The organism is Xanthomonas axonopodis (genome assembly GCF_001304695.1).
GTDB classification, from domain to species: domain Bacteria; phylum Pseudomonadota; class Gammaproteobacteria; order Xanthomonadales; family Xanthomonadaceae; genus Xanthomonas; species Xanthomonas axonopodis.
In genome coordinates, this window is record NZ_JFAQ01000075.1 from 1 (window position 1) to 23,796 (window position 23,796).

General features: G+C 64.8%; 19 protein-coding genes and 3 pseudogenes. 13 read left to right on the top strand and 9 right to left on the bottom strand.

Annotated elements, in window-relative coordinates; genetic code table 11:
* Nucleotides 1–291, top strand: a pseudogene (locus XAXN_RS23010) (RsiV family protein); the annotation flags it as partial.
* Nucleotides 292–357: 66 nt separating this feature from the next.
* Complete coding sequence (locus XAXN_RS07905; protein WP_054319140.1) at nucleotides 358–858, top strand: MarR family winged helix-turn-helix transcriptional regulator; 501 nt, start codon at nucleotides 358–360, stop codon at nucleotides 856–858.
* A gap of 232 nt (nucleotides 859–1,090) precedes the next feature.
* Here XAXN_RS07905 and XAXN_RS07910 read toward each other — a convergent pair whose 3' ends face one another.
* Entirely contained in the window at nucleotides 1,091–3,289 is a 2,199-nt protein-coding gene (locus XAXN_RS07910) for a M3 family metallopeptidase (protein ID WP_174515521.1), read from the bottom strand.
* Between the two features lie 372 nt (nucleotides 3,290–3,661).
* On the opposite strand from XAXN_RS07910, the gene XAXN_RS07915 reads away from it, so the two are divergent.
* Complete coding sequence (locus XAXN_RS07915) at nucleotides 3,662–4,147, top strand: glutathione peroxidase (protein ID WP_054319142.1); 486 nt, start codon at nucleotides 3,662–3,664, stop codon at nucleotides 4,145–4,147.
* A 110-nt stretch (nucleotides 4,148–4,257) separates the two neighbouring features.
* On the opposite strand, the gene XAXN_RS07920 is transcribed toward XAXN_RS07915, so the two are convergent.
* Nucleotides 4,258–5,037: a ferredoxin--NADP reductase gene (locus XAXN_RS07920; RefSeq protein ID WP_054319166.1), complete on the bottom strand. Its 780-nt coding sequence runs from the start codon at nucleotides 5,035–5,037 to the stop codon at nucleotides 4,258–4,260.
* A gap of 233 nt (nucleotides 5,038–5,270) precedes the next feature.
* Nucleotides 5,271–7,151, bottom strand: coding sequence for an ABC transporter ATP-binding protein (locus XAXN_RS07925; protein WP_054319143.1), 1,881 nt, complete (start codon nucleotides 7,149–7,151; stop codon nucleotides 5,271–5,273).
* A 297-nt stretch (nucleotides 7,152–7,448) separates the two neighbouring features.
* Here XAXN_RS07925 and XAXN_RS07930 point away from each other — a divergent pair, with 297 nt between their 5' ends.
* The 3 genes and pseudogenes from XAXN_RS07930 to XAXN_RS07940 form a co-directional block, all read left to right on the top strand.
* Nucleotides 7,449–8,966: a fumarate hydratase gene (locus XAXN_RS07930; RefSeq protein ID WP_054319144.1), complete on the top strand. Its 1,518-nt coding sequence runs from the start codon at nucleotides 7,449–7,451 to the stop codon at nucleotides 8,964–8,966.
* 237 nt (nucleotides 8,967–9,203) lie between these two features.
* Nucleotides 9,204–9,839 carry a glutathione S-transferase family protein gene (locus XAXN_RS07935; RefSeq protein WP_054319145.1) on the top strand — a complete coding sequence of 212 codons (636 nt, stop codon included), beginning with the start codon at nucleotides 9,204–9,206 and terminating at the stop codon, nucleotides 9,837–9,839.
* A gap of 140 nt (nucleotides 9,840–9,979) precedes the next feature.
* Nucleotides 9,980–10,201, top strand: a pseudogene (locus XAXN_RS07940) (carbonic anhydrase); the annotation flags it as partial.
* Nucleotides 10,202–10,565: 364 nt separating this feature from the next.
* On the opposite strand, the gene XAXN_RS07945 reads toward XAXN_RS07940, so the two are convergent.
* Both XAXN_RS07945 and XAXN_RS07950 read right to left on the bottom strand, forming a co-directional pair.
* Nucleotides 10,566–11,699 (bottom strand): phospholipase A, encoded by a 1,134-nt coding sequence (locus XAXN_RS07945; protein ID WP_054319146.1) that lies wholly within the window; start codon nucleotides 11,697–11,699, stop codon nucleotides 10,566–10,568.
* A 256-nt stretch (nucleotides 11,700–11,955) separates the two neighbouring features.
* Entirely contained in the window at nucleotides 11,956–12,441 is a 486-nt protein-coding gene (locus XAXN_RS07950) for a DUF456 domain-containing protein (RefSeq protein ID WP_054319147.1), read from the bottom strand.
* A gap of 227 nt (nucleotides 12,442–12,668) precedes the next feature.
* Here XAXN_RS07950 and XAXN_RS07955 point away from each other — a divergent pair, with 227 nt between their 5' ends.
* Nucleotides 12,669–12,884: a cold-shock protein gene (locus XAXN_RS07955; protein WP_003483561.1), complete on the top strand. Its 216-nt coding sequence runs from the start codon at nucleotides 12,669–12,671 to the stop codon at nucleotides 12,882–12,884.
* 134 nt (nucleotides 12,885–13,018) lie between these two features.
* On the opposite strand, the gene XAXN_RS07960 is transcribed toward XAXN_RS07955, so the two are convergent.
* Together XAXN_RS07960 and XAXN_RS07965 are read right to left on the bottom strand one after the other, a co-directional pair.
* Nucleotides 13,019–13,498, bottom strand: a complete 480-nt coding sequence (locus XAXN_RS07960) for a glycine zipper 2TM domain-containing protein (protein ID WP_054319148.1) — start codon at nucleotides 13,496–13,498, stop codon at nucleotides 13,019–13,021.
* Between the two features lie 131 nt (nucleotides 13,499–13,629).
* Nucleotides 13,630–14,058: a hypothetical protein gene (locus tag XAXN_RS07965; RefSeq protein WP_054319149.1), complete on the bottom strand. Its 429-nt coding sequence runs from the start codon at nucleotides 14,056–14,058 to the stop codon at nucleotides 13,630–13,632.
* 74 nt (nucleotides 14,059–14,132) lie between these two features.
* On the opposite strand from XAXN_RS07965, the gene XAXN_RS07970 reads away from it, so the two are divergent.
* Nucleotides 14,133–14,963 (top strand): tRNA threonylcarbamoyladenosine dehydratase, encoded by an 831-nt coding sequence (locus tag XAXN_RS07970; protein ID WP_054319150.1) that lies wholly within the window; start codon nucleotides 14,133–14,135, stop codon nucleotides 14,961–14,963.
* A gap of 50 nt (nucleotides 14,964–15,013) precedes the next feature.
* On the opposite strand, the gene XAXN_RS07975 is transcribed toward XAXN_RS07970, so the two are convergent.
* Together XAXN_RS07975 and XAXN_RS07980 are read right to left on the bottom strand one after the other, a co-directional pair.
* Nucleotides 15,014–15,781 carry a TatD family hydrolase gene (locus XAXN_RS07975; RefSeq protein ID WP_054319151.1) on the bottom strand — a complete coding sequence of 256 codons (768 nt, stop codon included), beginning with the start codon at nucleotides 15,779–15,781 and terminating at the stop codon, nucleotides 15,014–15,016.
* Nucleotides 15,781–15,996 (bottom strand): DUF6116 family protein, encoded by a 216-nt coding sequence (locus XAXN_RS07980; RefSeq protein ID WP_042821823.1) that lies wholly within the window; start codon nucleotides 15,994–15,996, stop codon nucleotides 15,781–15,783. Before XAXN_RS07980 ends, XAXN_RS07975 begins: the two co-directional genes overlap by 1 nt.
* Nucleotides 15,997–16,141: 145 nt before the next feature.
* On the opposite strand from XAXN_RS07980, the gene XAXN_RS07985 reads away from it, so the two are divergent.
* From XAXN_RS07985 to asnB, 5 genes and pseudogenes are all read left to right on the top strand, one after another.
* Nucleotides 16,142–16,933, top strand: coding sequence for a glycine zipper 2TM domain-containing protein (locus XAXN_RS07985; RefSeq protein WP_054319152.1), 792 nt, complete (start codon nucleotides 16,142–16,144; stop codon nucleotides 16,931–16,933).
* Nucleotides 16,934–17,076: 143 nt separating this feature from the next.
* Nucleotides 17,077–18,251 (top strand): annotated as a pseudogene (locus XAXN_RS07990) (acyl-CoA dehydrogenase family protein).
* A 120-nt stretch (nucleotides 18,252–18,371) separates the two neighbouring features.
* Nucleotides 18,372–20,867, top strand: coding sequence for a DUF3857 domain-containing protein (locus XAXN_RS07995; protein WP_054319153.1), 2,496 nt, complete (start codon nucleotides 18,372–18,374; stop codon nucleotides 20,865–20,867).
* Nucleotides 20,868–20,991: 124 nt separating this feature from the next.
* Nucleotides 20,992–21,630, top strand: a complete 639-nt coding sequence (locus XAXN_RS08000; protein WP_054319154.1) for a glutathione S-transferase family protein — start codon at nucleotides 20,992–20,994, stop codon at nucleotides 21,628–21,630.
* 190 nt (nucleotides 21,631–21,820) lie between these two features.
* Nucleotides 21,821–23,761, top strand: a complete 1,941-nt coding sequence (asnB, locus tag XAXN_RS08005) for an asparagine synthase (glutamine-hydrolyzing) (RefSeq protein WP_042821829.1) — start codon at nucleotides 21,821–21,823, stop codon at nucleotides 23,759–23,761.
* Nucleotides 23,762–23,796: the final 35 nt, after the last annotated feature.

Here is a 23,796-nt window from a genome sequence, read left to right on the forward strand (position 1 = left end):
AGGCCTCCCAACAGAGGCCTCGATCACCGGGATTGCCCTGAATGGGCAAAGCGATCTACGCGCCCCATCGTCTATGTGCATCCAACCTCCCGCGAAACGCGGGAACGGGGCTTGATCAGCGTTGCCTTAGTTCCGGTTTTGAATGCAACTGGGCAGATCACGGCCGTGCGCTTTGTGTTTCCGCCCTATCAGGTTGGTCCGTACTCGGATGGCACGCAGATGGCAGAGGTCGCTGCCTCCACGTTATTGCCTTCGGTCGCACCGGAATATGTACATCTCTTCGCGCGCTGAGGTGTCGCATCGCGCACGATGTGATGGAATGGCCCGGCCATTCAGCAACCTACTCCAACGGGTGATATGAGTAGCTTCGACTCAACCGCAAGTCGCGTGGACCACACCTGCGTGCGTTATCCGGCCTTCCCGCGGGAGCCGGCAATATTGGTGAGACTGATCAAGCATCTCTACAAGCGCCTGCATACGATCGGGTGCGTGCGGCTCAAGCCTTATGGCATCAGTCCGCCGGAATACGAGATCTTGATGATGCTCTATGGCACGCCGGAGCAGTCGATCACCCCTACCGAGGTGGCCGAAGCCGCCAGCGAAAAGCCAGCCAACATCACCCGGCTCACCGATCAGCTGTGCGAGAAAGGCCTGATCGCGCGCACCAGCAGCCCCGAAGATCGGCGCAAGATCGTCCTGACGCTGCAGCCTGCAGGCTCGGCCTTGATCGAGCGCCTGTTGCCCGAGGCCTGCACGCTGTTGCATGCGCAGACCGCCAGCATGAGCGAGGCCGAGCAGCTACGTTTGGAGAAGCTACTGAAAAAGCTCCTGGATGGCGTGGACGCGGTGGAACTCTAAGGACCGCGTTGCGCGTGCTCTAAGGCGCTGCAAGCACAGCAGCAAAAAAGCCGCCCTGATCGCTCGGGGGCGGCGTTGTCATCTCATCGGTTCTCGAACAAGGACTTGCCGATACCATTGCGAGCAGTTGGATGTCTCGTTTGGTGTCCGAGATCGGCATGCCCGCATGGGACATGCCGATCCTGGAGCCAAGCACGCGGCCTGATGACCGCGCGCGGATCGTACAGCCGATTTACGGCTTGGACTGCGCCGCTTCCGGAGTGGCACCATCGCCGCCTCGCGCACTGAGACCGCGCTTTTCGAGCAACGGCTCGATCTGCGGCGCATGCCCGGCAAAGTTCTGGAACAGCTCCATCGCATCCACGCTACCGCCGCGCGAAAGCAGGGTCTTGCGGAAGCGGTCGCCATCGGCGCGGCTCAGGCCACCGTGCTGCTTGAACCACTGCTGGGTATTGGCGTCCAGTACTTCGGACCAGATGTAGGCGTAGTAGCCTGCCGCGTAACCGCCCATGATGTGGCTGAAATACGGGGTCTTGTAGCGCGGCGGCACCGGTGCATAGGCAATGCCATCCTGCTGCAGCGCCTTGGCCTCGAATGCCATCACGCCGGCGGCGTCCGGCACCTGGCTGGCGCTGACCTGGTGCCAGTTCTGATCCAGCATCGCCGCACCCAGGTACTCGGTGGTGGCAAAGCCCTGGTTGAACTTGGAGGCGGCAATCACCTTGTCCAGCAGCGCCTGCGGCATCGGGGTGCCGTTCTGATAATGCTTGGCGTAGTTCTTCAGGATGGACGGCTCGTCGGGCCACATCTCGTTGACCTGCGAGGGGAACTCGACGAAGTCGCGCGGCACGCTGGTGCCGGAGAAATAAGGGTATTTGACGTCGGAGAACATGCCGTGCAGCGCATGCCCGAACTCATGGAACATGGTGGTCACTTCGTCCCAGGTCAGCAGCGTCGGCTGGCCGGCCGGCGGCTTGGGAATGTTGAGGTGATTGGCCACCACCGGCCTGAAGCCGGTCAGCGCCGACTGCGACACATAGGAATTCATCCATGCGCCACCGCGCTTGGATTCGCGCGCATACATGTCGGCAATGAAGATCGCCAGCTGCTTGCCGTCCGCGTCGAACACGTCATAGACAGTGATGTCGTCGCGGTAGGTCGGCAGGTCGCTGCGCTGTTTGAAGGTCAGGCCGTATTCCTGGTTGGCCGTATAGAACACGCCGTTTTCCAGCACGTTCTTCAGTTCGAAGTACGCCTTGAGCTGGGATTCGTCGAAGTTGTATTTGGCCTGGCGTACCTTCTCGCTGTAGTAGGCCCAATCCCAGGCTTCCAGCTTGAAGGTCGGCTTGCGCGCGGCCTTTTGCTCCTTGTCGATCATCGCCTGCAGATCGGCGGCTTCGCGCTTGGCGTTGGCTACCGCGGCCGGTGCCAGTTTGCCCAGCATCGCGTTGACCGCTTCAGGCGTCTTGGCGGTCTGGTTTTCCAGCGAGTAGGCGGCATAGTTGGGGAAGCCCAGCAGCTTGGCCTTGTCGGCACGCAGCTTCATGATGCGCGAGACCAGCGCGGTGTTGTCGTACTGGCCGCCGTGGCTGCCGCGCGACACCGAGGCCTCGTAGATCTTCTTGCGCAGCTCGCGATTTTTCAGCTGGGTCAGTGGCGGCTGGCCGGTCGTGTTGAGCAGTGCAATGACGTACTTGCCATCGAGTTTGCGCGCCTTGGCGGCTTCGGCGGCAGCGGCAATCTGCTTCTGCGACAAACCGTCCAGTTGCTTGACGTCATCCACGACCACAGCGGCGGCATTCACTTCGGCCAGCACGTTCTGGCTGAAGGTGGTGCCCAGGTTGGCCAGCTCGGCATTCATCGCCTTGAGCGTGGTCTTGTCGGCGTCGGAGAGCTTGGCGCCGTCGCGCACGAAATCGCTATAGTACTTCTCGACCATGCGCACGCCCTGCGCATCCAGCCCCCGCTTGGCGCGTTGGTCGTACAGGCTCTGGATGCGTGCAAACAGCTTGCTGTTGAGCGAAATGGCATCGCGGTGCGCTGCGAACTTCGCCGAATAGTCGGCCTGCAGTTTCTTGCGCGCGTCGTTGGTGTCGGCACCGACCAGGTTGAAGAACACCGTGGTGGCGCGGTCGAGCGTGGCGCCGCTCTTTTCCAGCGCGATGATGGTGTTGTCGAAGCTGGGCTTGGCCTTCTGGTTTGCGATTTTTTCCACTTCCTTCAACTGCTCGGCCATGCCGGCATCGAAGGCAGGTGCGAAATCGCTGTCTTTGATCTTGTCGAACTGCGGGTAATGCAGTGGCAGCGTGCTGTCGGCAAAGAACGGGTTGGCCTGGGTGGCTGCCTGCGTGGCGGCGGGTGCGGCGATGCTGTAGGACGGCATGGCAAGTCCCAGGGAGGCGGCTAGGGCAAAAGCGAGACGGGTGGTCAAGAGGGTTGCTCCAAAGTGCGAACCGAGGCTAACCCAGCCAGTCGGGACAGGCGTGTGACAAAAGGCATGGCTGCCAAGCCAATGCAACGCAATCAGACGGGCACGACCGTTGCTCGCGGTGCGAGCGCAGGAGCCGATGCAAGCGGAGTAGTATCCGCCGCCGGACGCGTGCCCGTTGTACTCCGTGGCAGGCCCGAGCTGGCTGTCTTCGAGCGGCCTTGGCGAGCTGCCGGGCCATCTGCTTGATGATCCCGGGCTGTCGCGCGGGAGGCGATCTGCCGCACGATTGCCCCTCTGCAATCTTTTTCCGCTGCGTGGCCGCCGTGCAGGCGACTACGTTACGCTGCCCGTCTCGCACACTGCAGGGCAACCATGAGCGACATCTCCACCTTCGCCTTTACCGACCTGGAAGGTCGCACCCAGTCGATGCGCGATTACGCCGGCAAAGTCCTGCTGGTGGTCAATGTGGCCTCCAAGTGCGGGTTTACGCCGCAATACGCGGGGCTGCAGGCGCTGTGGCAGCGTTATCGCGAACGTGGGCTGGTGGTGATCGGCTTTCCATGCGATCAGTTCGGGCATCAGGAGCCGGGCGATGCGGCGCAGATCCGCCAGTTCTGCTCGCTCGACTACGCGGTGGATTTTCTGCTGGCAGCAAAGATCGAGGTCAACGGCAACGGCGCGCATCCGCTGTGGCAATGGCTCAAGCACGAACAACGCGGCGTGCTAGGGTCCGAAGCGATCAAGTGGAACTTCACCAAGTTCCTGATCGGCCGCGATGGGCGCGTGCTGGAACGTTATGCGCCCACCACCAAGCCGGAAGCGTTGGCTGCCGACATCGAGCGCGCGCTGGGCGCTTGATCCGGCGGGGCACGGTACTCAACCCGTAGGAGCGCGCCCGGGTGTGCTCATACGACATCAGGTTCTTCAGATGAAACGCTGCGCCGCGCGGGTCTTTCATGCGCGGCGCATCACTTTTCGACGAACGCACGCTCGAACACGTAATGCCCCGGCGTGCCGATGCGCGGGGAGGTCTGGAAACCGCGGCTATCGAGCAGGGTGCGCAGGTCGCCCAGCATCTGCGGGCTGCCGCAGATCATGAAGCGGTCGTTGGCCGGATCCAGGGTCGGCAACCCGAGCGTCTGCTGCATGCGGCCATCAGCCATCATCTCGGTCAAACGGCCTTGATTGGCGAAGGCTTCGCGCGTGACCGCCGGGTAATACAGCAATTTTTCGCGCAGCAGGTCGCCGAGGAATTCGTGCTGCGGCAACTCGCGTTCGAAGTAATCCCGGTAGGCCAGATCCTGCACGAAGCGCACGCCCTGGGTGAGGATCACCTTGTCGAAACGCTCGTAGGTTTCCGGGTCCTTGATGATCGATAACCACGGCGCCAGCCCAGTGCCGGTACCCAACAGATACAGGTTGCGCCCGGGGTGCAGGTCGCTGATCAGCAGCGTGCCGGTCGGTTTCTTGCCGACCAGCACCTTGTCGCCGGGCTGGATGTGCTGCAGCCGCGAGGTCAGCGGGCCGTCCGGCACCTTGATGCTGAAAAACTCCAGATGCTCTTCCCAATTGGCGCTGGCGATCGAATACGCACGCAGCAACGGACGCGTTTCGGTTTCCAGCCCGATCATCACGAACTGCCCGTTTTCGAAACGGAAGCCGGCATCGCGGGTCGTGGTGAAGCTGAAGTAGGCATCGGTCCAATGACGGACCTCAAGCACCGTTTCGGCGCCAAAAGCGGAAGACATACCGGTCATGTCGTGGGAGGAGTACGCGCCAATTCTACCTCAAGCTGGCCAAATGAGATGAACTCTCATTTGGGTGCAGGGATTCGGGAGTCGGGATTGGGGATTTGCAAGAGCAGATCCTGGGTCTTGGACGTGCCGGGCTCGCGGATGAACCGGCAGCTCTTACCAATGCCGAATCCCCAATCCCCAATCCCCAATCCCGAATCCCGAATCCCGAATCCCGAATCCCGGCCTCACCGATACCCCGTCGCCTGCAATTCGAACAATTCCGCATATCGCCCGCCCTGCGCCATCAGCTCGTCGTGGGTGCCGTTGGCCTCGATGCGGCCTGCGGCCAGCACCAGGATGCGGTCGGCCATGCGCACGCTGGAGAAGCGGTGCGAGATCAGCACGGCGGTGCGGTTGTCCGACAATTCCTTGAAGCGCTGGAACACCTCGAATTCGCTGCGCGCATCCAGCGCGGCGGTGGGTTCGTCCAGGATCATCAGCTGCGCATCGCGCATGTAGGCGCGGGCGATGGCGATCTTCTGCCATTGCCCGCCGGACAGATCCACGCTGTTCTTGAAGCGCCGCCCGATCAGCTGGTTGTAGCCGTCGGGCAGGCTGTCGATCAGCTCGCCCGCCATCGCGCGTTGTGCGGCGGCGCGGATGCGCGGCGTATCGTCCATCGCGTCCACCTGGCCGACGCCGATGTTTTCGCCAACGCTCAGGTGATAGCGCACGAAGTCCTGGAAAATCACGCCCAGATTGGCGCGCAGGTCGTCCAGATCGTAGTCGCGCAGATCGTGGCCATCGAGCAGGATGCGCCCTTCGTCGGGGTCGTAGAGCCGTGCCAGCAGCTTGACCAGGGTGGTCTTGCCGGCGCCGTTTTCGCCCACCAGCGCCAGCACTTCGCCAGCGCGCAATTCGAAATCCAGATGCCGCACCGTCCACTGTTCCGCGTCCGGGTAGCGGAAGCCGACGTCTTCGAACACGAAGCCCTGGCGGATCGGGCGCGGCACCGGCAGTGCGTTCGGGCGCGAGCGGATTTCCGGCACGATGTTGAAGAACGAATACAGATCGTCCAGATATAGCGCCTGGCCTGCAACCTGCGAAAAGCCGATCAGCAAGCCTTCCAGCAACTGCCGCAGGTGCAGGAAACTGCCGGCCAGAAAGGTCAGGTCGCCGATGCTGAAGTCGCCGCGCACCGTGCGCCAGGCGATGTAGCCGTAGGCCATGTAGTAACCCAAGGTGCCGAGCGCGGCCAGCAGCGCGCCCCACATCGCGCGCTTGCGTGCCAGCGCTCGGTTGGCCTGGAAGAACTTGTCGGCCAGCCGGCGGTAGCGCGCGATCAGGAAGCGGTGCAGGTTGAGGATTTTGACTTCCTTGGCCGTCTCCACGCTGGCGCCGACCTGGCGCAGGTAATCGAGCTGGCGCCGCTCCGGCGTCCACTGGAAATTGAGCGAATAACCAAGCGCATTGAAGTGCGCCTCGCCGATGAAGGCCGGAATCAGCGCGACCGCCAGCAGCACGATCAACCACGGTGCATAGACCACCAGGCCAACCGCCAGGCTGACCACGGTAATGGCGTCCTGCGCCTGGCCGAACAGCTGGCTCATCAGGTTCATGCGGTTCATGGTCTGGCGTCGCGCGCGATCCAGCTTGTCCTGCCGGTCCGGGTCTTCGAAATCCTCCAGATCCAGCTGTGCGGCATGTTCCATCAGCCGCACGCTGGCGGCGTTGTTGAACAATTCCGACAGCAGCGCATCGGCGTAGCCGACCAGCCGGCCGAGCAGGTCCGAGCCGATCGCCAGCGCCAGTTCCAGCGCCAGCAATTCCAGCAGCCGGTTCAGGCGGCCGCTGCCCAGGGCCTGCGCGAACGAGTCGAATGCCTGCGGTTGGCCGACCAGGTGGATCGCCTCGTCGATGATCAATTTGCCGATGTACAGCGTCGCCACCGGCATCAGCGCGCGCAGCACGCGCAAGCCGATGCTGCTGGCACTCAGCCAGCGGCTGGTCTGCCAGATCTGCTGCAGGAACGGCGGGAGATTGCGCAGCGCATCCAGGCGCTCGCGCAGGGTAGGGCCGGTACGGGGAGCGGCGGGCGCAGTGGCGCCGGAACGGGAAGCTGACATCGCGCTAGTGTGCCGCGCCCGGCGTGGGCGCGGGGTGTTGGGCCATCTACACGGAAGAGGCAGGGCCCAGGCTGGCGCGTGCTCGCCGATCGGCACACAGGGCTCACCGCCAGCCGTTGCGCCGGCAGCGGTCGGCGGATTCCTCGCTTGCCATCGCCCCAGCAATATCGCAGCGCTGCGTCGACGATCGGCGAAAGACCGCATCGGTCAATCGCAGCGATAGACGTCGCGCCCGGACGCGCCTGCGGTTTGCTCTAAAATGCCTGGCTTGCACCCCCGCCAGCCGTAGAGCCAGCCGTGACCTCGATCAAACAGGAAGACCTCATCCAGTCCGTCGCCGATGCGCTGCAGTACATCAGCTACTACCACCCGGTCGACTACATCAAGAACCTGTCCGCCGCCTACGAGCGCGAAGAATCGCCGGCCGCCAAGGACGCCATTGCGCAGATCCTGATCAACTCGCGCATGTGCGCCGAAGGCCACCGCCCGATCTGCCAGGACACCGGTATCGTCACCGTGTTCCTGGACATCGGCATGAACGTGCGCTGGGACGACGCCACCATGGGCGTGGAAGACATGGTCAACGAGGGCGTGCGCCGCGCCTACAACCACCCCGACAACAAGCTGCGTGCCAGCGTGCTGGCCGACCCGGCCGGCAAGCGCGCCAACACCCGCGACAACACGCCGGCAGTGGTCAACACCAAGATCGTGCCCGGCGACCATGTCGAGGTGATCGTCGCGGCCAAGGGCGGCGGTTCGGAGGCCAAGAGCAAGTTCGCGATGCTCAATCCGTCCGACTCCATCGTCGACTGGGTGCTCAAGACCGTGCCGACCATGGGCGCCGGCTGGTGCCCGCCGGGCATGCTGGGCATCGGCATCGGCGGCACCGCCGAGAAGGCGATGCTGCTGGCCAAGGAAGCCTTGATGGAGCCGATCGACATCGTCGACCTGCAGGCGCGCGGCGTCTCCAATCGGGTCGAGGAGCTGCGGCTTGAGCTGTACGAAAAGGTCAATGCGCTGGGCATCGGCGCGCAGGGTCTGGGTGGCCTGACCACCGTGCTGGACATCAAGGTCAAGGATTATCCGACCCATGCGGCCAACCTGCCGGTTGCCTTGATCCCCAATTGCGCCGCCACCCGCCACGCGCATTTCACCCTGGACGGCAGCGGCCCGGTGATGCTGGACCCGCCGTCGCTGGAAGACTGGCCCAAGCTCACCTATAACCCGACCAATGCGCGCCGGGTGAACCTGGACACCATCAGCAAGGACGAAGTGGCCAGCTTCAAGCCGGGCGAGGTGATCCTGCTCAACGGCAAGCTGCTGACCGGCCGCGACGCTGCGCACAAGCGCATGATCGACATGCTCAACCGCGGCGAAACGCTGCCGGTGGACTTCACCAATCGCTTCATCTACTACGTCGGCCCGGTCGATCCGGTGCGCGACGAAGTGGTGGGCCCGGCCGGCCCGACCACCGCCACGCGCATGGACAAGTTCACCCGGCAGATGCTGGAACAGACCGGCCTGCTGGGCATGGTCGGCAAGTCCGAGCGGGGCGATGCGGCGATCGAGGCGATCCGCGACAACAAGGCCGTCTACCTGATGGCGGTCGGTGGTTCGGCGTATTTGGTGTCCAAGGCGATCAAGGCAGCGCGCGTGCTGGCGTTCGAGGATCTCGGCATGGAGGCGATCTACGAATTCGAGGTCAAGGACATGCCGGTGACGGTCGCGGTGGATTCCAGCGGCGAATCGGTGCACAAGACCGGCCCGCGGCAGTGGCAGTCGCGGATCGGCAAGATTCCGGTGGTGGTGGAGTAACTGCGGCGATCAAGCCGGCTGCACCGCCGTTGCGCAGGTGTGGCCGGTGCCTGTGGCGGTAGGGGCAATGCGCGCATGCGGCATCGTGTTGAGGTGTTGCGATGTCGTGCGCGCGCCTGTGCAGCGGTGATTGCCCCACACAGGTCTTCGACAGCCCCATAAAGCAGCGATACTGGCAGCGAGCCGCGCGGGCGTTGCCCGCCTTGCGCGCCTGTCCCGACCGATCCCGGAGCGCGCATGGTCGCCACGCTGTACCACTCCCCCAGCACCGCCGCGTTGGTGGTGCATTGGCTGCTGATCGAACTGGATGTGGCGCACACGCTGCATGCGCTGGACTTTGCTCAGCGCCAACACAAATCACCCGAATATCCGGCGATCAATCCGGCTGGCGTGGTGCCCACCCTGGTGCTGGACGGGCAGGTACTGACCGAGGCGGCCGCGATCGTCCTGCATCTGGCCGACCTGTATCTACAGGCTCGACTCGCGCCTGCGGTCGGGACACCGGCGCGTGCGGCGTACTACAAGTGGATGTTCTTCTGCGCCAACACCCTGCAGCCGGCGTACCGCGCCTGGTTTTATCCCGACGAACCCGCTGGTGCCGCGCATGCCGATCACGCCCAGGCGCTGGCGCGCGCGCAGCTGGAAGCGGCCTGGGCGCAGGTGCATACGTATCTGCAGGCGCACGGCCCGTACCTGCTGGGGCAGCAGCTGTCGGCGGCCGACTTCATGTTGACCATGCTCATGCGTTGGTCGCGCAATATGCCGCGGCCGACAGATACCTGGCCGGCGCTGCGGGCGCACGCAATGCGGATGAAGGCTCGCCCAGCATTCCAGGAAACCTATCGCCGGGAAGGCCTGACGGACTGGACCTGAACCTGCAGCGGCGGGCCGCGTCTTTTGATCGCAGAATCTCCATCCGGCCCGTTTGGTCGCGTCCGCCACATAGTAGGATCGCGACGCCAACCAGCGAGCAGGGGCTCGTCCATGTCGCATTCCGCATCGCGTCGAACAGCGCGATGATCGAACCGATCGTCCCGGCGGTGCTCACCGCCAAGGCCAAGGGCGGTGCAAACCTGCTGGCCGACTCGGTCAAGGCCAACGTCAAGCGTACTGTCGACCGCTTGCGCGCCGCATCCGAACCTGCGCTGCTCGAACCATTGCGCGCCGGCGATGTGCGCGTGGTCGGTGCGTACTACACCTTGCAGGACGGCAAGGTTGACTTTTTCGACGTTTGAGTCGAATGCAGGCAAGCCCCGGCCATAGCAATATGCTCTGGTCCGCGGGCACGTGTCATGCCGCATGGGTGTGTAAAACGAAAAGGCCGACATGCGCACATGTCGGCCTTTTCGTTTGATCAACTCGATGCAGTTTGCCGATTGCCCCCATCGTACGATGCGCCGGACCACGGGGCAGGCGATCGATCATCGGCGCCAGCGCTTGTCGTGAGCACCTGCAACACCATTGACCGCGACCACGGCGATCAAGAAGCCTCGCCAGAGCAGTCCGTACGGCGCTTGGGGCCCGCAGAATTGAAGTGGTAAACACCGAACACCGGCTGCGCCCGCCTGGCGGCAAACGCGCTCGGTGTGCTGGCGGTGCTTAGAACCACTCCAGCAACGACACGCCCACACCGATGTAGGTTGCCTTGTGGTTGTACTCGATCATGCTTTCGCCGTAGCCATCGAACACCTGCACATGGCCGCGCAACAGGTTGGTGATGGGGAAGCCGTAATCCAGCTGCACCGAACCGTGCGAGCGGTCGCCGCCACGCAGCGAATGGCGTGCGATCAGCGCCAATTCGTGGCCGTCCTTGTTGTACACCAGCGTCGCATCGCCGCGGCCCATGTAGTCCTCGATATCGGGATTGTTGTCGTCGGCGCGGTCTTCCTTGATGCGGAACCAGGGGCGCAGTGTCAGCGCCCAGTTCTCCCGATCCAGCCCGAAGTTCAGGATCACTCGATTCCACGAGCGCGACAGCGGGTCGGCACGCCCGTTGGACATGTGATTGAGGCTGATGCCGCTCATGCGGCCCTTCCAGCCGAAGATGCTGTAGTTGTTGCGAAAGACCAGCATCGCTTCGGGCTCGTAATTGGTCTCGCGGAACGGGCGCGACGCATCGGCGTTATAGGCCTGCCAGCGCGAGCTCTGGGTGTAGCCCATCCAGATATCGCCGTTGTCGCCGAACAGGTCTTCCACCACCTTGGTCTTGAAGCTGAGCTGGAATTTGAGCTCGGTGCTGTCCAGCTGCTGCGGCGTGTTGACCGAGTTGGCCGGATTCGGCGATTGCGGGGTGCGGTTGGTGTCGCTGGTCCAGAAGGCCGGCAACAGGTACACCGGCTTGTAGCCGCGTAGCTGGAAGGTGCCCAACTTGGAGTCCTTGGCCAGTTCCCAGCATCGGTCCAGCAACGAGCCGCGGCCGGCGTTGGCCACGGCTTCTTCTTTCGGTTGGTCCTGGCTGTCGGCGCGGAAAAAATCGCCGACCCGGCTGATGGTGCGCGTATCGTCGGGCTTGGCTTCCTTCTGCTTGGCCAATTGCGCTGCGGCATCTGCCTCTGCTGTTTGCTGCGGCGTGTAGCCCAGTGCCTTGTCGTAACAGGCCAGGCGAGCGGCATCGGACGTCACCGAGGTGCAGGCTTGCGGCGAGGCCGGCTGCGGTGCGATTTCCTGTGCATGTGCCAACGGCGCGGCGGCCAGTGCGATCAGCATCAGGGGGCGGGTGTGGTGCTTGGACATGGGCGGTCTGGCCGAGGTGAAGGCGCCAGGCAGGCGCAGAGACACGCAGCTTAACGGTCGCGTCTGCATATGCAATGTGTACACGGCGGCATAACATTCGCCCGAACCGCCTTGTCCCAGCGTCTGCTTGCAACGTGCTGCCCTAGGCGGGCATGCGCATCGTGTGCCCGGCACACGTCAGCCGAATGCGCGCATGTGGCCGGCACGTGCCTCCTGGACAACAAGCGCGTGCACCGCAGTCAGCCTTTCCAAATTCCTAGAAAAACCAGCCGATCGCGAACACGCCCAGCATGCACAGGCCAAGCGCCAGCTTGGTGGCGGTGCCGAGCATGATGCCCACCCATGTGCCGATACCGACCTTGGTGGCCTGGCCGGACTTGCGTGTCTGGTAATACTCGCCGAGCCAGGCGCCAGCGAACGGGCCGACGAACAGCCCGATCGGCATGAAGAAAATGCCCGCAATGCCCCCGATGACCGAACCCCACAACGCCATCTTGCTGGCACCTACCCGCTGCGCCCCGTACAGCGTGGCCAAGAAGTCGACCAGATACGACAGCGCGGTGATCAACCCCAGCACCACCAGTGTCACCCAACCGATGTGGGTGAAATTGTCGGTCCAGGCGGCAACTAGCAGGCCGGCGAACACCAGTGGCAGGCCCGGCAGGGCCGGCAGGAAGACGCCAGCCAGGCCGATCAGCACCAGCGCTGCGGCCAGAACGTAGTAAACGACGGCGGTGTCCATGATGGTTACCCAGGTCCAAATTCAGGCTTGACAAAAAGGCGCTAGGAGTGCTTGAAAATTCATTTTGTGCGGGTTAATTTGCAGCCGCTGCTGTTTGCAAAGGTCACCGTGAATCGTGGCCTGATGCGGCAGATCTTCTGATCCGCTACATCCTTGTACCTCGCTTCCTCCTTGCAATCACAGCCACCACCGCTCGTCCATCACAGTGTCGTAGGGAGTCAGTCGAGATGTCCAACATCGAACGCGAAAATGGTGTCGTGAAGTGGTTCAACGATGCCAAGGGCTTTGGGTTCATCAGCCGCGAAAATGGCGAAGACGTCTTCGTGCATTTCCGCGCGATCCAGATCCAGGGCTTCAAGAGTCTCAAGGAAGGTCAGAAGGTCAGCTTCACGGTCGTGCAAGGCCAGAAGGGCCTGCAGGCCGATGCAGTGCAGGTGGTCTGAGCCGCTGCGCGGAGCGCATCAGCCACGCAACAAAAAGGCCCGTCAGCGGGCCTTTTTGTTTGCAACGGTGTTGTCCCCGGCCCTTTCCAACTGGCGACGCAGTGGCAGGGCGTGTACGCCGCCGAGCTGATGGATCAGCGCAGCACGACCTTGCCGTTGACCACGCGTACATATGCGTTCTCGCGCACGCCAGCCAGGTCGCGCTGATTGACCACGATCACGCGGCCGTCGTCCATGCGCACCTGCACGTCGAAGCTGGAACTGGTGACGTTGTTCTGGATGGCGTTACCTGCCAGCGCGCCGGCAGCGGCACCGGCGACGGCCGAAACGTTCTTGTTGCCTGTGCTGCCGCCGGTATCCTTGGAAATCTGGCGGGCGGCCACCGCGCCCACGATGCCACCGAGCACGGCGCCAGTGCCGGTCGGCGCGGTGCGGGTCGGGCCGACTTCGTCGATCCGGGTCACGATGCCGCAATCCACGCAAGGCTGCGTCTGCGAGTAGCCCTGGTCGTAACCACGGTCGCCGCGATAGCTGCCGTATTGGGGTTGGGAGGTGGCGCAGCCAACCAGGGTCGCGGTTGCGGCCAGGCCGATAACGAGCAGTCGGGTCTTCATGAAATCTCTCCGGGTGGTTCGAAAAGGCGGCCGGGGCCGCGGCGACGTCATCGTGTGATGGTCCAGGTGAACGGCCTGCCAACTACGGCACTGCAGGCTTAACGAAACCCGAGCGCCGTATTCATCAAACCTCAGCGAAAGTCGCGATGGCAGGCCTCGCAGGCGTCGGAGATGCGTGTGTGGAGTTGGTCCAGCTGCCTGCAATCGGTCAGCGTCACGCCCTGGGCCTGATCCAACGCGGCGCACAATGCCTGTGCGTGCTCGCTGAAGCGACGGTCCTCGCCAATCGCGGGGAATGCCGGCTCGACTTCGTCGGCCAGCAGGCGCAGTGATTGCAGCCGTCGCTGTTGCTGCGCCGGCGTGCAGGCGGCGCCTGCGTCCGGTCGCAGCATGCGTAACTGGTAGGCCATGATCTGCATCAAGCTGTCGCGCACCGGCTCGCGTCGCACCCGTAGTGCGTTGGCGACCATGACGGTGGCAACCAGGCCGATCAGCAGGCCCAGCACCAGCATGAAGGCGTAACGGGCCGCACGGGATTGGGGGGGAGGCGGGGCGTGCATCAGGTGGCTCCTGGGACGCAACGTGCGTTGCGGCAGCGTGGGCGCGCCCTGGGTGGCGCGCGTAAAATAGGTCGATGAAAGCACAATGGCGTGAACGCTTTGCCGGTATCGACCGGCTGTATGGGGTCGGCACGGTCGAGCGCTTGTCGGCATGCCGCGTGGCGGTGGTCGGCATGGGTGGTGTGGGCTCGTGGGTGGTCGAGGCACTGGCACGCACCGGGGTGGGGCACATCCGCCTGATCGATGCCGATGACGTGTGCGTGTCCAACACCAACCGGCAGCTGCCGGCGCTGGCCGGGCAGTACGGGCGCAACAAGGCGCGTGCGATGGCCGAACGCTGCGTGGCGATCAATCCCGACATCGACGCCGACGCGGTCGAGGCTTTCCTGACCTCGGGCAATATCGACACCTTGCTGGGTGAGGGCTTGGACCTGGTGATCGATGCCTGCGACAGCTTTCGGGTCAAGGTGGAAACCATCGCCTGGTGCCGGCGGCGCAAGTTGCCGCTGCTGACCGTGGGCGCGGCTGGCGGGCGCACCGACCCAACGCTGGTGCGCGTGCGCGATGTCTCGCGCACCGAGCACGATGCGATGCTGGCGCTGATCCGCAAGAAGCTGCGCAGCGAATTCAATTTCCCCAAGAACCCGCAGCGTTACTTCGGCGTGCCCGCGGTGTATTCGTTGGAAAACGTCAAATACCCGCAGGCCGACGGCAGCGTCTGCGGTATCCGCCCGCAGCTCGATGCCGATGCCACGCTCAAGCTGGATTGCGGGGCAGGGCTGGGTGCGGCCACGCATATCACCGGCACCTTCGCATTCGTGGCAGTGGGCAAGGCGCTGGACATGTTGCTCAAGCCCAAGGCTGCGGCGGCGACGCCGGCAGCCGCGGCGGTTGCGGCCTCGTGATGTTGCCTGCGCGCTGTCGTGCTGACCGCGCGCTGATACGCACGCTGCGCTCAGTTCGGTAGGCCGAACAGACTGCGTGCGTTGGCGGATGTCTGCGCAGCGATGTGCGCAGGGTCTTGCCCGCGCAGCTGGGCGATGCAGTCCAATACCGTGCGCAGATACGCCGGCTCGTTGCGTTGGCCGCGGTTGCCGGCGTCGGGCTGATCCGGCGCGTCGGTCTCCAGCAGCAGGTGCTGCAGCGGCATGCTGGCCACCAGCCCGCGCAGGCGATTGGCACGCGGGTAGGTCACCGGGCCGCCCAGGCCGATCATGAAATCCAGTTTCCACAGCTGTTGCGCCTGCTCGGGGCTGCCGGCAAAGCTGTGCACCACGCCGCGCAGGCCACCCACCGCCTTGATGCGGGTGATGACTTCCTCGGTGGCGCGGCGCGCATGCACGATCAGCGGCAGGTCGAACCGCTTGGCCAGTTGCAGCTGAGCATCGAAATAGGTGCGCTGCGCCTGCGCATCCAGTCCGTCGACGAAAAAGTCCAGGCCGCATTCGCCAATCGCGCACGGCCGCTCGCGTTCGATCCACTCGGCTAGCTCCTGCAGGTGCGCGGGGCGGTGCTTATCCAGGAACAGCGGATGCAGGCCGTAGGCCGGGTAGAGGCCGGGCGCCTGATCGCAGACCGCACGCAGGCCCGGCCAGCTGGCAGTGGTGATCGCCGGCACCACTTGCTGCATGACGCTTGAGGCCTGTGCGCGAGCGATCACCGCCGTACGGTCGTGGTCGAACTCGCCTGCATCCAGATGGCAATGGCTGTCGATCAACCGCATCAGTCGCGGCGTACCGGTGCCGGCACTGGCGCCCTGCGGGTTTTCCAGTTGGCCAGCAGCAACGTGGTCAGGCCGAACAGCACTTCGTCCAGGAACGGGATCGGGTCCGGCATCACCACGTCAATCAGAAACAGCGCGGCAGCCAGCTTGAACAAGGTGGGATAGCGCAGCGTGCTGGCCCAATCCAGCGCCCGTGCGGTCAGGGGATTTCGCATGCGAATGCTCCGGCTGTTAGAGATGCATGAAGTAACCGCTAGCTGAACTTAACCGTCGTGTTCATGAGCGAGCGCCTTTTTGTTCAGGGTTCCCATGCTGGAATTACGGCCGTCAACAACGCGGTGCGTCCGCAGGGAGCTGGTGATGAAGAGCAATACGACAACTATACTGGTCGCTGCTGGTGCCTTGCTGGTCGGAGGCGTTGCCACTGCCGCTTTCATGAATAACCGCCCGTCGTCCGGCGATTTTGTCGCCAACGGCCAGCCGGCGCCGCGCGGCCTGGAATATGCCGATGTGGTCAAGGTCGCCCCCATTACCCAGCGCGAGCCGCAGTACGCGCAGGTGATCAACAGCAACGCCGTCCGCGAAACCACCACTAGCACCTCGCCGCGCGAAGTGTGCCGCGATGTCGTGGTGCAGGAGCGTTTGCCCGAGCGCGACGGTAACGTGGGTGGCACCGTGGCCGGTGCGCTCATCGGCGGCCTGATCGGCAACCAGGTGGGTGGCGGCAATGGTCGCAAGCTGGCGACCGCCGCAGGCGCGGTGGGTGGCGGCTTCATCGGTAACCGCATCGACCGCAACCACGTCGGCGGCCGTGTAGTGGATCGCACCGAGCATCAGTGCCATACCGAAAATGCCAACTCCTCGTCCTCGCGCGTGGTCGGTTACGACGTGACCTACCGCAATGCCGATGGCACCACCGGCACCATGCGCATGGACAGCAAGCCGGGCGAACGCATCTCGCTGGGCGACGCCGACAATGTGGTGGCCTATGACGTCACCTACCGCTACGACGGGTTCGAAAAGACCGTGCGCATGAACGACAAGCCCACCAGCGACCGTCTGCCGGTGGTCGATGGCCAGCTGGTGACCCAGATGGCATCGACGGCGGGCGACTCCAACGTACGCCAGGACGGTTTGAGTACCCGGCAGTAACGGGTTAGCCGCAGCGACGCGCAGTCAGCGCAGCAGTGAGAAGAGAGCCGGCATTGCCGGCTCTTTTCATTTGCGCCATTCCCGGGCGGCTGCACTGCCATGTTGGGCCGGCAACTGTCAGATAATCGAGGTTTCAGCTTGCGATGGAAGCCAACATGCCGGTGCGCCCCGATGACCTGTTCGACGTACGCGCGCTGCTCACCGACGAAGAGCGGGCGGAGCAGGATGCGGTCGCGCGCTTCACCGATACGCGGGTTATACCGGCGATCGGCGATGGGTTCGATGCCGGGCGCTTTGCGCGCGAGTGGATCCCCGAGTTGGCGGAACTGGGGCTGCTGGGTGCCAGCCTGCCGGCGCGCGATGGCGGTGCGGGCCTTGGCGCGGTGTCCTACGGATTGATCTGCCAGGAACTGGAGCGCGGCGACAGCGGCCTGCGCAGCTTCGTCAGCGTGCAATCGTCGTTGTGCATGTACCCCATCCACGCCTACGGCAGCGACGAACAGCGGCAGCGCTGGCTGCCGGAAATGGCGGCAGGCCGGGTCATCGGCTGTTTCGGCCTGAGCGAGGCGCAGGGCGGGTCGGACCCGGCCGCGATGACGACGCGGGCGGTGCGCGAAGGCGACGGCTGGCGCTTGAACGGCGCCAAGCTGTGGATCACCAACGGCAGCATTGCCGGGCTTGCGATCATCTGGGCGCATACCGACGATGGCGTGCGCCGCTTCCTGGTCGGGACCGATAGTGCGGGTTTCAGCGCGCACGACATCGGCCACAAGATGAGCCTGCGTACGTCGGTCACCTCGGGCCTGTTCCTGGACAATGTGTTCGTGCCCGAGCAGATGCGGTTGCCGCGGGCGGCCGGTTCGAAGGCGCCGCTGAGTTGCCGCAACCAGGCACGCTACGGCATTGCCTGGGGCGCGATCGGCGCGGCAGTGGCCTGCCTGCGCGAGGCGCTGGCCTATGCCGGCGAGCGCATCCTGTTCGGCCGGCCGCTGGCTGCCACGCAAAGCGCGCGGATCAAACTGGCCGACATGGCGCGGCGGATTCCACCGCCCAGCTGCTCGCCTTGCAGCTTGGGCGCTTGAAGGAAGCCGGGACATTGCAGCCGGAGCAGATCTCGCTGGCAAAATGGAACAATTGCCGCATGGCGCTGGATGTGGCGCGCCAATGCCGCGACCTGCTGGGCGCGGCCCGCATCACCACCGAGCATGTGGCGATCCGGCATGCGCTGAACCTGGAATCGGTGATCACCTACGAAGGCACTGAAACCGTGCATCGGCTGGTGGTGGGCCGTGCGCTGACAAGACTCAATGCGTTTTGACGAGGAGTGGGGGCTTGATCAGCAAGAATGTGATGCGACGCCTGTGCGGCGTGTTCTGGACGATGTGTTTGCTGGCCGGCGCGGGGCATCGTGCCAGCACGGGCCAACGAGGCGCCACGCATGGCGCCGACGCCGGGCTGGGTGGTGGCAGATGCCGTTGCCGAGAACGTGCCTGGCGCTGCCGGGCTGCGTTATGAGCTGGTGTCCGACCAGGTTGATCTGACCGGCCGCGTGCCGCCGGCTTACCGCCGGCTCAGCTACACCGTGCAGCGCGCCAAAAGCCTGGAGGAAGCCGGGCAGATTTCCATCGACTATCAGCCGCAATACCAGCAGTTGGAGCTCAACAGCCTGGATGTCTGGCGCGCCGGCAAGCGCATCGATATGCGCACCCAGGCGCATTACGCCAGATTGCGGCGCGAGAGCGGGCTGGAGAACGGTTTGATCGATGGCGCGCTGACCCTGTCGATCACCCTGCCCGACCTGCGCGTGGGCGATCGCGTCGACTATGGCGTGACCATCAGCGGCAGCAATCCGGTATTCGGCAAAGGCTATTACGACGTGTTCGAAGCGCGCTACGGCGTGCCGCTGGGCGAACGCCATGTCCGTGTGCGCTATCGGGCCGACATGCCGCTGCAGTGGCGCATCAGCGTACCGGGGTTCGGCCGGAACGTGCGCACGCTCGATGGGGTGACGCAGTTGGACATCGGCGCCAGCAACATTGCGGCGGTGCAGGAAGAAAAAGACGCGCCGGACGATGTGAACCCGTATGGCGCAATCGAAGTGTCCACCGCCGGCAGTTGGGGGGCGGTGGCGGCCTGGGCGGCGCAGTTGTACCCGCGTGCATTCAACCAGCCGCAGGTGGCAGCCAAGATGGCGCAGAGCCTGATGTTGCGCGGCGACGACCCGCAAGGTGCATTGCTGCGCGCCGTGGCGTTCGTGCAGGGCGAGATCCGTTACGTCGGCTTGGACATGGCCGAAAACTCGCACGCCCCGCACGCGCCCGAAGTAACGCTGCGCAACCGCTACGGCGACTGCAAGGACAAGGCGACGCTGCTGATCGCACTGCTGCAGCTGGCCGGCATCCGCGCCGAGCCGGTGCTGGTCAACAGCGACAAAGGGCATGGGCTGGAAAAGCGCTTGCCCAGTCCGTACGCCTTCGATCATGTGGTGGTGCGTGTGCATCTGCCGCAGGGCGAGGTGTGGGTAGATGCCACGCGCGATCGCGAAGAGGGCCCGTTGGCACAGCGTCGGCCGCTGCCGTTCGTGCGCGGATTGCCCGTGATTGCGGGGCAGGACACATTGGTTGAAGTGCCTGCGCCGATGCCTGCGTTGCCGCAGATCGAAGTGAACGAAGAAATTTCCATTTCGCTGCGCAAGTCGCAGCGCTGGGCAAGCTTCACGGTGGACACCATGTATCGCCAGGGCCGCGGCGAGCGTGTCGCCAGCAGCTTCGACGACGATGGTGCGCAGAACGTAGGCGAGCACTATCTGGAATTCATGCAGCAGTACTACACCGCGCTGACCCAGGTGCGCGTGCCGAGCATCGACGCTGCCGACCCGCTCAATGTGCGCACGCACGAGGCCTACCGGCTGGAGTGGCCAGCCGAGGAGGGCGATGAGCTGGGTTTCCCGTTGTTCCAGCTTGGCGAGTGGATGGATGCGTTACCGAAAGAGGCGCGCAAGAGCCCGCTGGCGCTGGGCGGCCCGCGGCTGGCTCGGCAGACCGTGCGCGTGCACAGCGACCCGGCGACCCAGGTAAAGGCAGACACGCAAGTGGTCGCCAATCCGTGGTTCCGCTTCTCGCGCAGCATTGCGATGCGCGAGGGAAAGATGGTCATCGTGGGCGAATGGCAGCGCTTCACCGACCGCATTCCGGCCAACGACGTGGCGCGCGCGGCTGCCGACATGGAACGCGCGCGCGACCTGCTGTACTTCAATTACGATCTCACGCCGAAGCGGCGCACCCAGCCTCCCGACTGGCGTGCGCTCAGCTACCCGCTGGCTGGCTTGGTGGTGTTGCTGGCGGCCTGCTTTTTCTGGTGGCGCGGCGGTGGGCTGGGCGGAATCATGTTCGATCCCTATGCCACGGTGACGCGGATGCCGCAGCACGCTCGGTTGCGCTGGAGCGCTTGGGCGGTGTTTGCGGCGACCACGCTGCTGTCGGCGTGGGTGTGGCTGCACGCGCTGCCGCTATGGGCCAAGGCCGGTGGGATCATTGTCGTGGTTGCAATCGCCTTGCTGGGATGCGTGCTGCTCAAGCAGATCCTGCGTTGGATGGGCAGCGGTGCCCCGCTTGGGCAGGTGTTGCCGGCGATGGCCGGCTGCGCCTTGCCGTGGCTGGTGTGCCTGCTGGCGGCCGTGGTCGCGCTCAAGGGCCAGGTTGCATTGCTGCGCACCGGCGCGACCGATCCGGCCGGCATGGCGCAATTGGCAGCATGCATCTTGCTGCTGATGCTGGGGGCGCTGTGGTGGCCGGTCTGCTCGGTGCAGGCGGCGGCCGCTGCTGCCGGCTGTGCGCGCACGCGTGCGTTCGGCGCCTGGGCGCTGACGGTGGCGGCAATGGGCATGCTGATTGCGGTGTTGAGCGTGCCGGTTGCGGTGGTGGCCTTGGCCTGACGCAGCTCGCGCGGCAGTGCACGCAAACCGGCATCGGTGCGCCGTTGCTGCGTGCAGGGCTTTGCAAAGGCACGCGGGGCTGTGACACTGCCACTCCCCTCGTTGCTGCCGCGGAGCCAGCCAAATGTCGACCGTGCGTCCCCCGTTGACCGTCCATGGCATATCCAGTTCCGGCAATTGCTACAAGGTGCGCCTGCTGCTTGAACAGTTGGGCAGCCGCTATCACTGGGTTGAGGTGGACAGCGTGGCCGGGCAGACCCGCACGCCCGCGTATCTGGCCAAGAACCCCAACGGCAAGGTGCCGATGGTCGAGCGCGACGATGGCCGCGTGTTGACCGAATCCAACGCGATCCTGTTCTGGCTGGCCGAAGGCACCCCGTATTTGCCCACCGATGCGTGGCAGCGGGCGCAGGCATTGAGCTGGATGTTCTTCGAGCAATACAGCCATGAGCCCTATGTGGGGGTGGCGCGGTTCATCAGCCTGTGGACGCCGCGCGCCGCCGCGCGCCGCGCCGAGTTGCCACAGCTGCGCGCACGCGGCGAGCAGGCGCTGGCGGTGATGGAGCAGCATCTGCAGCAGCACGCCTGGTTCACCGGTAGCGACTACGGCATCGCCGATATCGCCCTGTTTGCCTACACCCACTGCGCCGAAGACGGCGGTTTCGATCTGGAACGCTCGCCGGCGATTTGCGAATGGTTGCAGCGCGTCCAGGCGCTGCCCCGCTTCGTGCCGATGCCGGCCGCTGCGTCGGTGACGGCATGAGCCGTCTGCGCGATCTGCACGCGGCTTGCTGCTTCAGGACTGTGTGCTTGGCGGACAGCTGCCTTTACTCTCCGGCATCGGCATCGGCATCGGCATCGGTATTTGCCGTGCGCCTGCTCGGGCGGCTGAAAAGAGTCACGCGTGTCGGCGTCGCCCGGTTACCCGTGGCCGGCCGGCAGGAGCGCTGACGATGTGCGGATTGGCAGGACTGTTGCTGGCTTCGCCGCGCCTGCATGGCGAACAGCTCGATGCGCTGGTGCGGCCGATGGGGGCCGCCTTGCGCCACCGCGGCCCCGACGATGCCGGTACCTGGTGCGATGCGCAGGCCGGCGTCGCACTGGCGCATCAACGCTTGAGCATTCTGGATCTGTCGCCGCTCGGCCATCAGCCAATGCGCTCGGCCGATGGCCGCTACGTGCTGGCCTACAACGGCGAGGTCTATAACTTCGCGCAGCTGCGCGCTGCACTGTCCGCGCTGGGGCATCGCTTCCGCGGCCACTCCGATACCGAAGTGCTGCTGGCGGCAGTGGTGGAGTGGGGTCTGGACGAGACGTTGACCCGCTGTAACGGCATGTTCGCCATTGCCTTGTGGGACGAGCGCGACAACTGCCTGTTCCTGGCCCGCGACCGCGTTGGCAAGAAGCCGCTCTACTACGGGTGGGCCGGCGACACCTTGGTGTTCGGTTCCGAACTCAAGGCCTTGTGGCAGCATCCGGACTTCGACAACGGCGTGGATCGCGATGCGCTCACGCTGCTGCTGCGGCTGGGCTATATCCCGGCGCCGGCCTGCATCCACGAGCACACCTTCAAGCTGATGCCCGGCCGGGTGCTACGCATGGATGCGCACGCCGTGGCAGCCGGCGCGGCCGCGCATCGGCCCGATCAGGCGCAACAACCGTTCTGGAACGCGCGCGAGGCGATGCAACGCGCGCTGGCGACACCGTTCACCGGTACCGACGCGCAGGCCGAAGAGCAGTTGGATGGCGTGCTGCGCGATGCGGTGGCCTTGCGCATGGTGGCCGATGTGCCGGTGGGTGTGTTTCTCTCCGGCGGCACCGACTCGTCCATCGTCACTGCGATGATGCAGGCGCAGAGCGCGCAGCCGGTGCATACCTTCAGCATCGGCTTCGAAGGCTCGCATCACGACGAAGCGCCGCTGGCGCGCGAAGTGGCCACGCATCTGCGCACCGACCACACCGAACTCTCTGTCAGCGGCGCCGATGCGCTGGCGGTGGTGCCGAACCTTCCGGACATGTTCGACGAACCCTTTGCCGATGCGTCGCAAGTGCCGACGGCGTTGGTCGCACGGCTTGCGCGCGGCGGGGTCACGGTGGCGCTGTCCGGCGATGGTGGCGACGAATTGTTCTTCGGCTATGGGCGGTATCAGCGTGCACTGCGCAATTGGCGCATGCATGGCCTGGTGCCTGGCCCGCTGCGTCGCCTGATGGCATCGGCGGCACGTCGCAATGGCGAATCCTCGCGCACCGGCGGGCTCGCTGCGCTGGTGGCCGAGGCCGGCGCACGCGGCATCGGCGACATCTACCGCAACCGCATTTCGCGCTGGCGCGATCCGGCCGCGGTGGTGCTGGGCGCCACCGAACCCGACAGTTTCTACAGCCTGGCCGACCCACTGCATGGGTCCGGTACGCCGGCCGACGCGATGATGCTGGCCGATTTTGCCGCCTACCTGCCGGACGATCTGCTGTGCAAGGTGGATCGCACCACCATGGCGGTGGGGCTGGAAGCGCGTGCGCCCCTGCTGGATTGGCGCGTGGCCGAATTCGCCTGGTCGCTGCCGCTGTCGCTGAAATATCGCGATGGAGTGAGCAAGTATCTGCTCAAGCGTGTGCTGTGCCGCTACCTGCCGGACGCAATGGTGTATCGCGGCAAGCGCGGCTTCGGTGCACCGGTCAGCGCATGGCTGCGCGGCGATCTGCACGGCTGGGCGGACGATCTGCTGGCGCACGGCGCCCTGCAGCGCGAGGGCGTGTTCGCCGCCGACAGCGTGGCCCGCCTGTGGCGCGACTTCAACGGTGGCGAGCGCAAATGGCATACGCATCTCTGGACGGTGCTGATGTTCCAGGCCTGGCAGGCACACTGGCGCGAACAGCGCGCGGCCCTGGTACGCTGACGCCGGGCGTCGTGGTGTGCATACGGGTCGGCGTG

Bases quoted from the DNA above. Each gene is read 5' to 3' on its own strand.
- XAXN_RS07955 (WP_003483561.1), top strand. From the start codon at position 12,669: ATGTCCAACATCGAACGCGAAAATGGTGTCGTGAAGTGGTTCAACGAT.
- XAXN_RS07935 (WP_054319145.1), top strand. From the start codon at position 9,204: ATGGTCGCCACGCTGTACCACTCCCCCAGCACCGCCGCGTTGGTGGTG.
- XAXN_RS07985 (WP_054319152.1), top strand. From the start codon at position 16,142: ATGAAGAGCAATACGACAACTATACTGGTCGCTGCTGGTGCCTTGCTG.
- XAXN_RS07950 (WP_054319147.1), bottom strand. From the start codon at position 12,441: ATGGACACCGCCGTCGTTTACTACGTTCTGGCCGCAGCGCTGGTGCTG.
- XAXN_RS08000 (WP_054319154.1), top strand. From the start codon at position 20,992: ATGTCGACCGTGCGTCCCCCGTTGACCGTCCATGGCATATCCAGTTCC.
- XAXN_RS07970 (WP_054319150.1), top strand. From the start codon at position 14,133: ATGAAAGCACAATGGCGTGAACGCTTTGCCGGTATCGACCGGCTGTAT.
- XAXN_RS07905 (WP_054319140.1), top strand. From the start codon at position 358: ATGAGTAGCTTCGACTCAACCGCAAGTCGCGTGGACCACACCTGCGTG.
- asnB (WP_042821829.1), top strand. From the start codon at position 21,821: ATGTGCGGATTGGCAGGACTGTTGCTGGCTTCGCCGCGCCTGCATGGC.
- XAXN_RS07980 (WP_042821823.1), bottom strand. From the start codon at position 15,996: ATGCGAAATCCCCTGACCGCACGGGCGCTGGATTGGGCCAGCACGCTG.
- XAXN_RS07945 (WP_054319146.1), bottom strand. From the start codon at position 11,699: ATGTCCAAGCACCACACCCGCCCCCTGATGCTGATCGCACTGGCCGCC.
- XAXN_RS07960 (WP_054319148.1), bottom strand. From the start codon at position 13,498: ATGAAGACCCGACTGCTCGTTATCGGCCTGGCCGCAACCGCGACCCTG.
- XAXN_RS07925 (WP_054319143.1), bottom strand. From the start codon at position 7,151: ATGTCAGCTTCCCGTTCCGGCGCCACTGCGCCCGCCGCTCCCCGTACC.
- XAXN_RS07965 (WP_054319149.1), bottom strand. From the start codon at position 14,058: ATGCACGCCCCGCCTCCCCCCCAATCCCGTGCGGCCCGTTACGCCTTC.
- XAXN_RS07915 (WP_054319142.1), top strand. From the start codon at position 3,662: ATGAGCGACATCTCCACCTTCGCCTTTACCGACCTGGAAGGTCGCACC.
- XAXN_RS07920 (WP_054319166.1), bottom strand. From the start codon at position 5,037: ATGTCTTCCGCTTTTGGCGCCGAAACGGTGCTTGAGGTCCGTCATTGG.
- XAXN_RS07975 (WP_054319151.1), bottom strand. From the start codon at position 15,781: ATGCGGTTGATCGACAGCCATTGCCATCTGGATGCAGGCGAGTTCGAC.
- XAXN_RS07995 (WP_054319153.1), top strand. From the start codon at position 18,372: ATGGCGCCGACGCCGGGCTGGGTGGTGGCAGATGCCGTTGCCGAGAAC.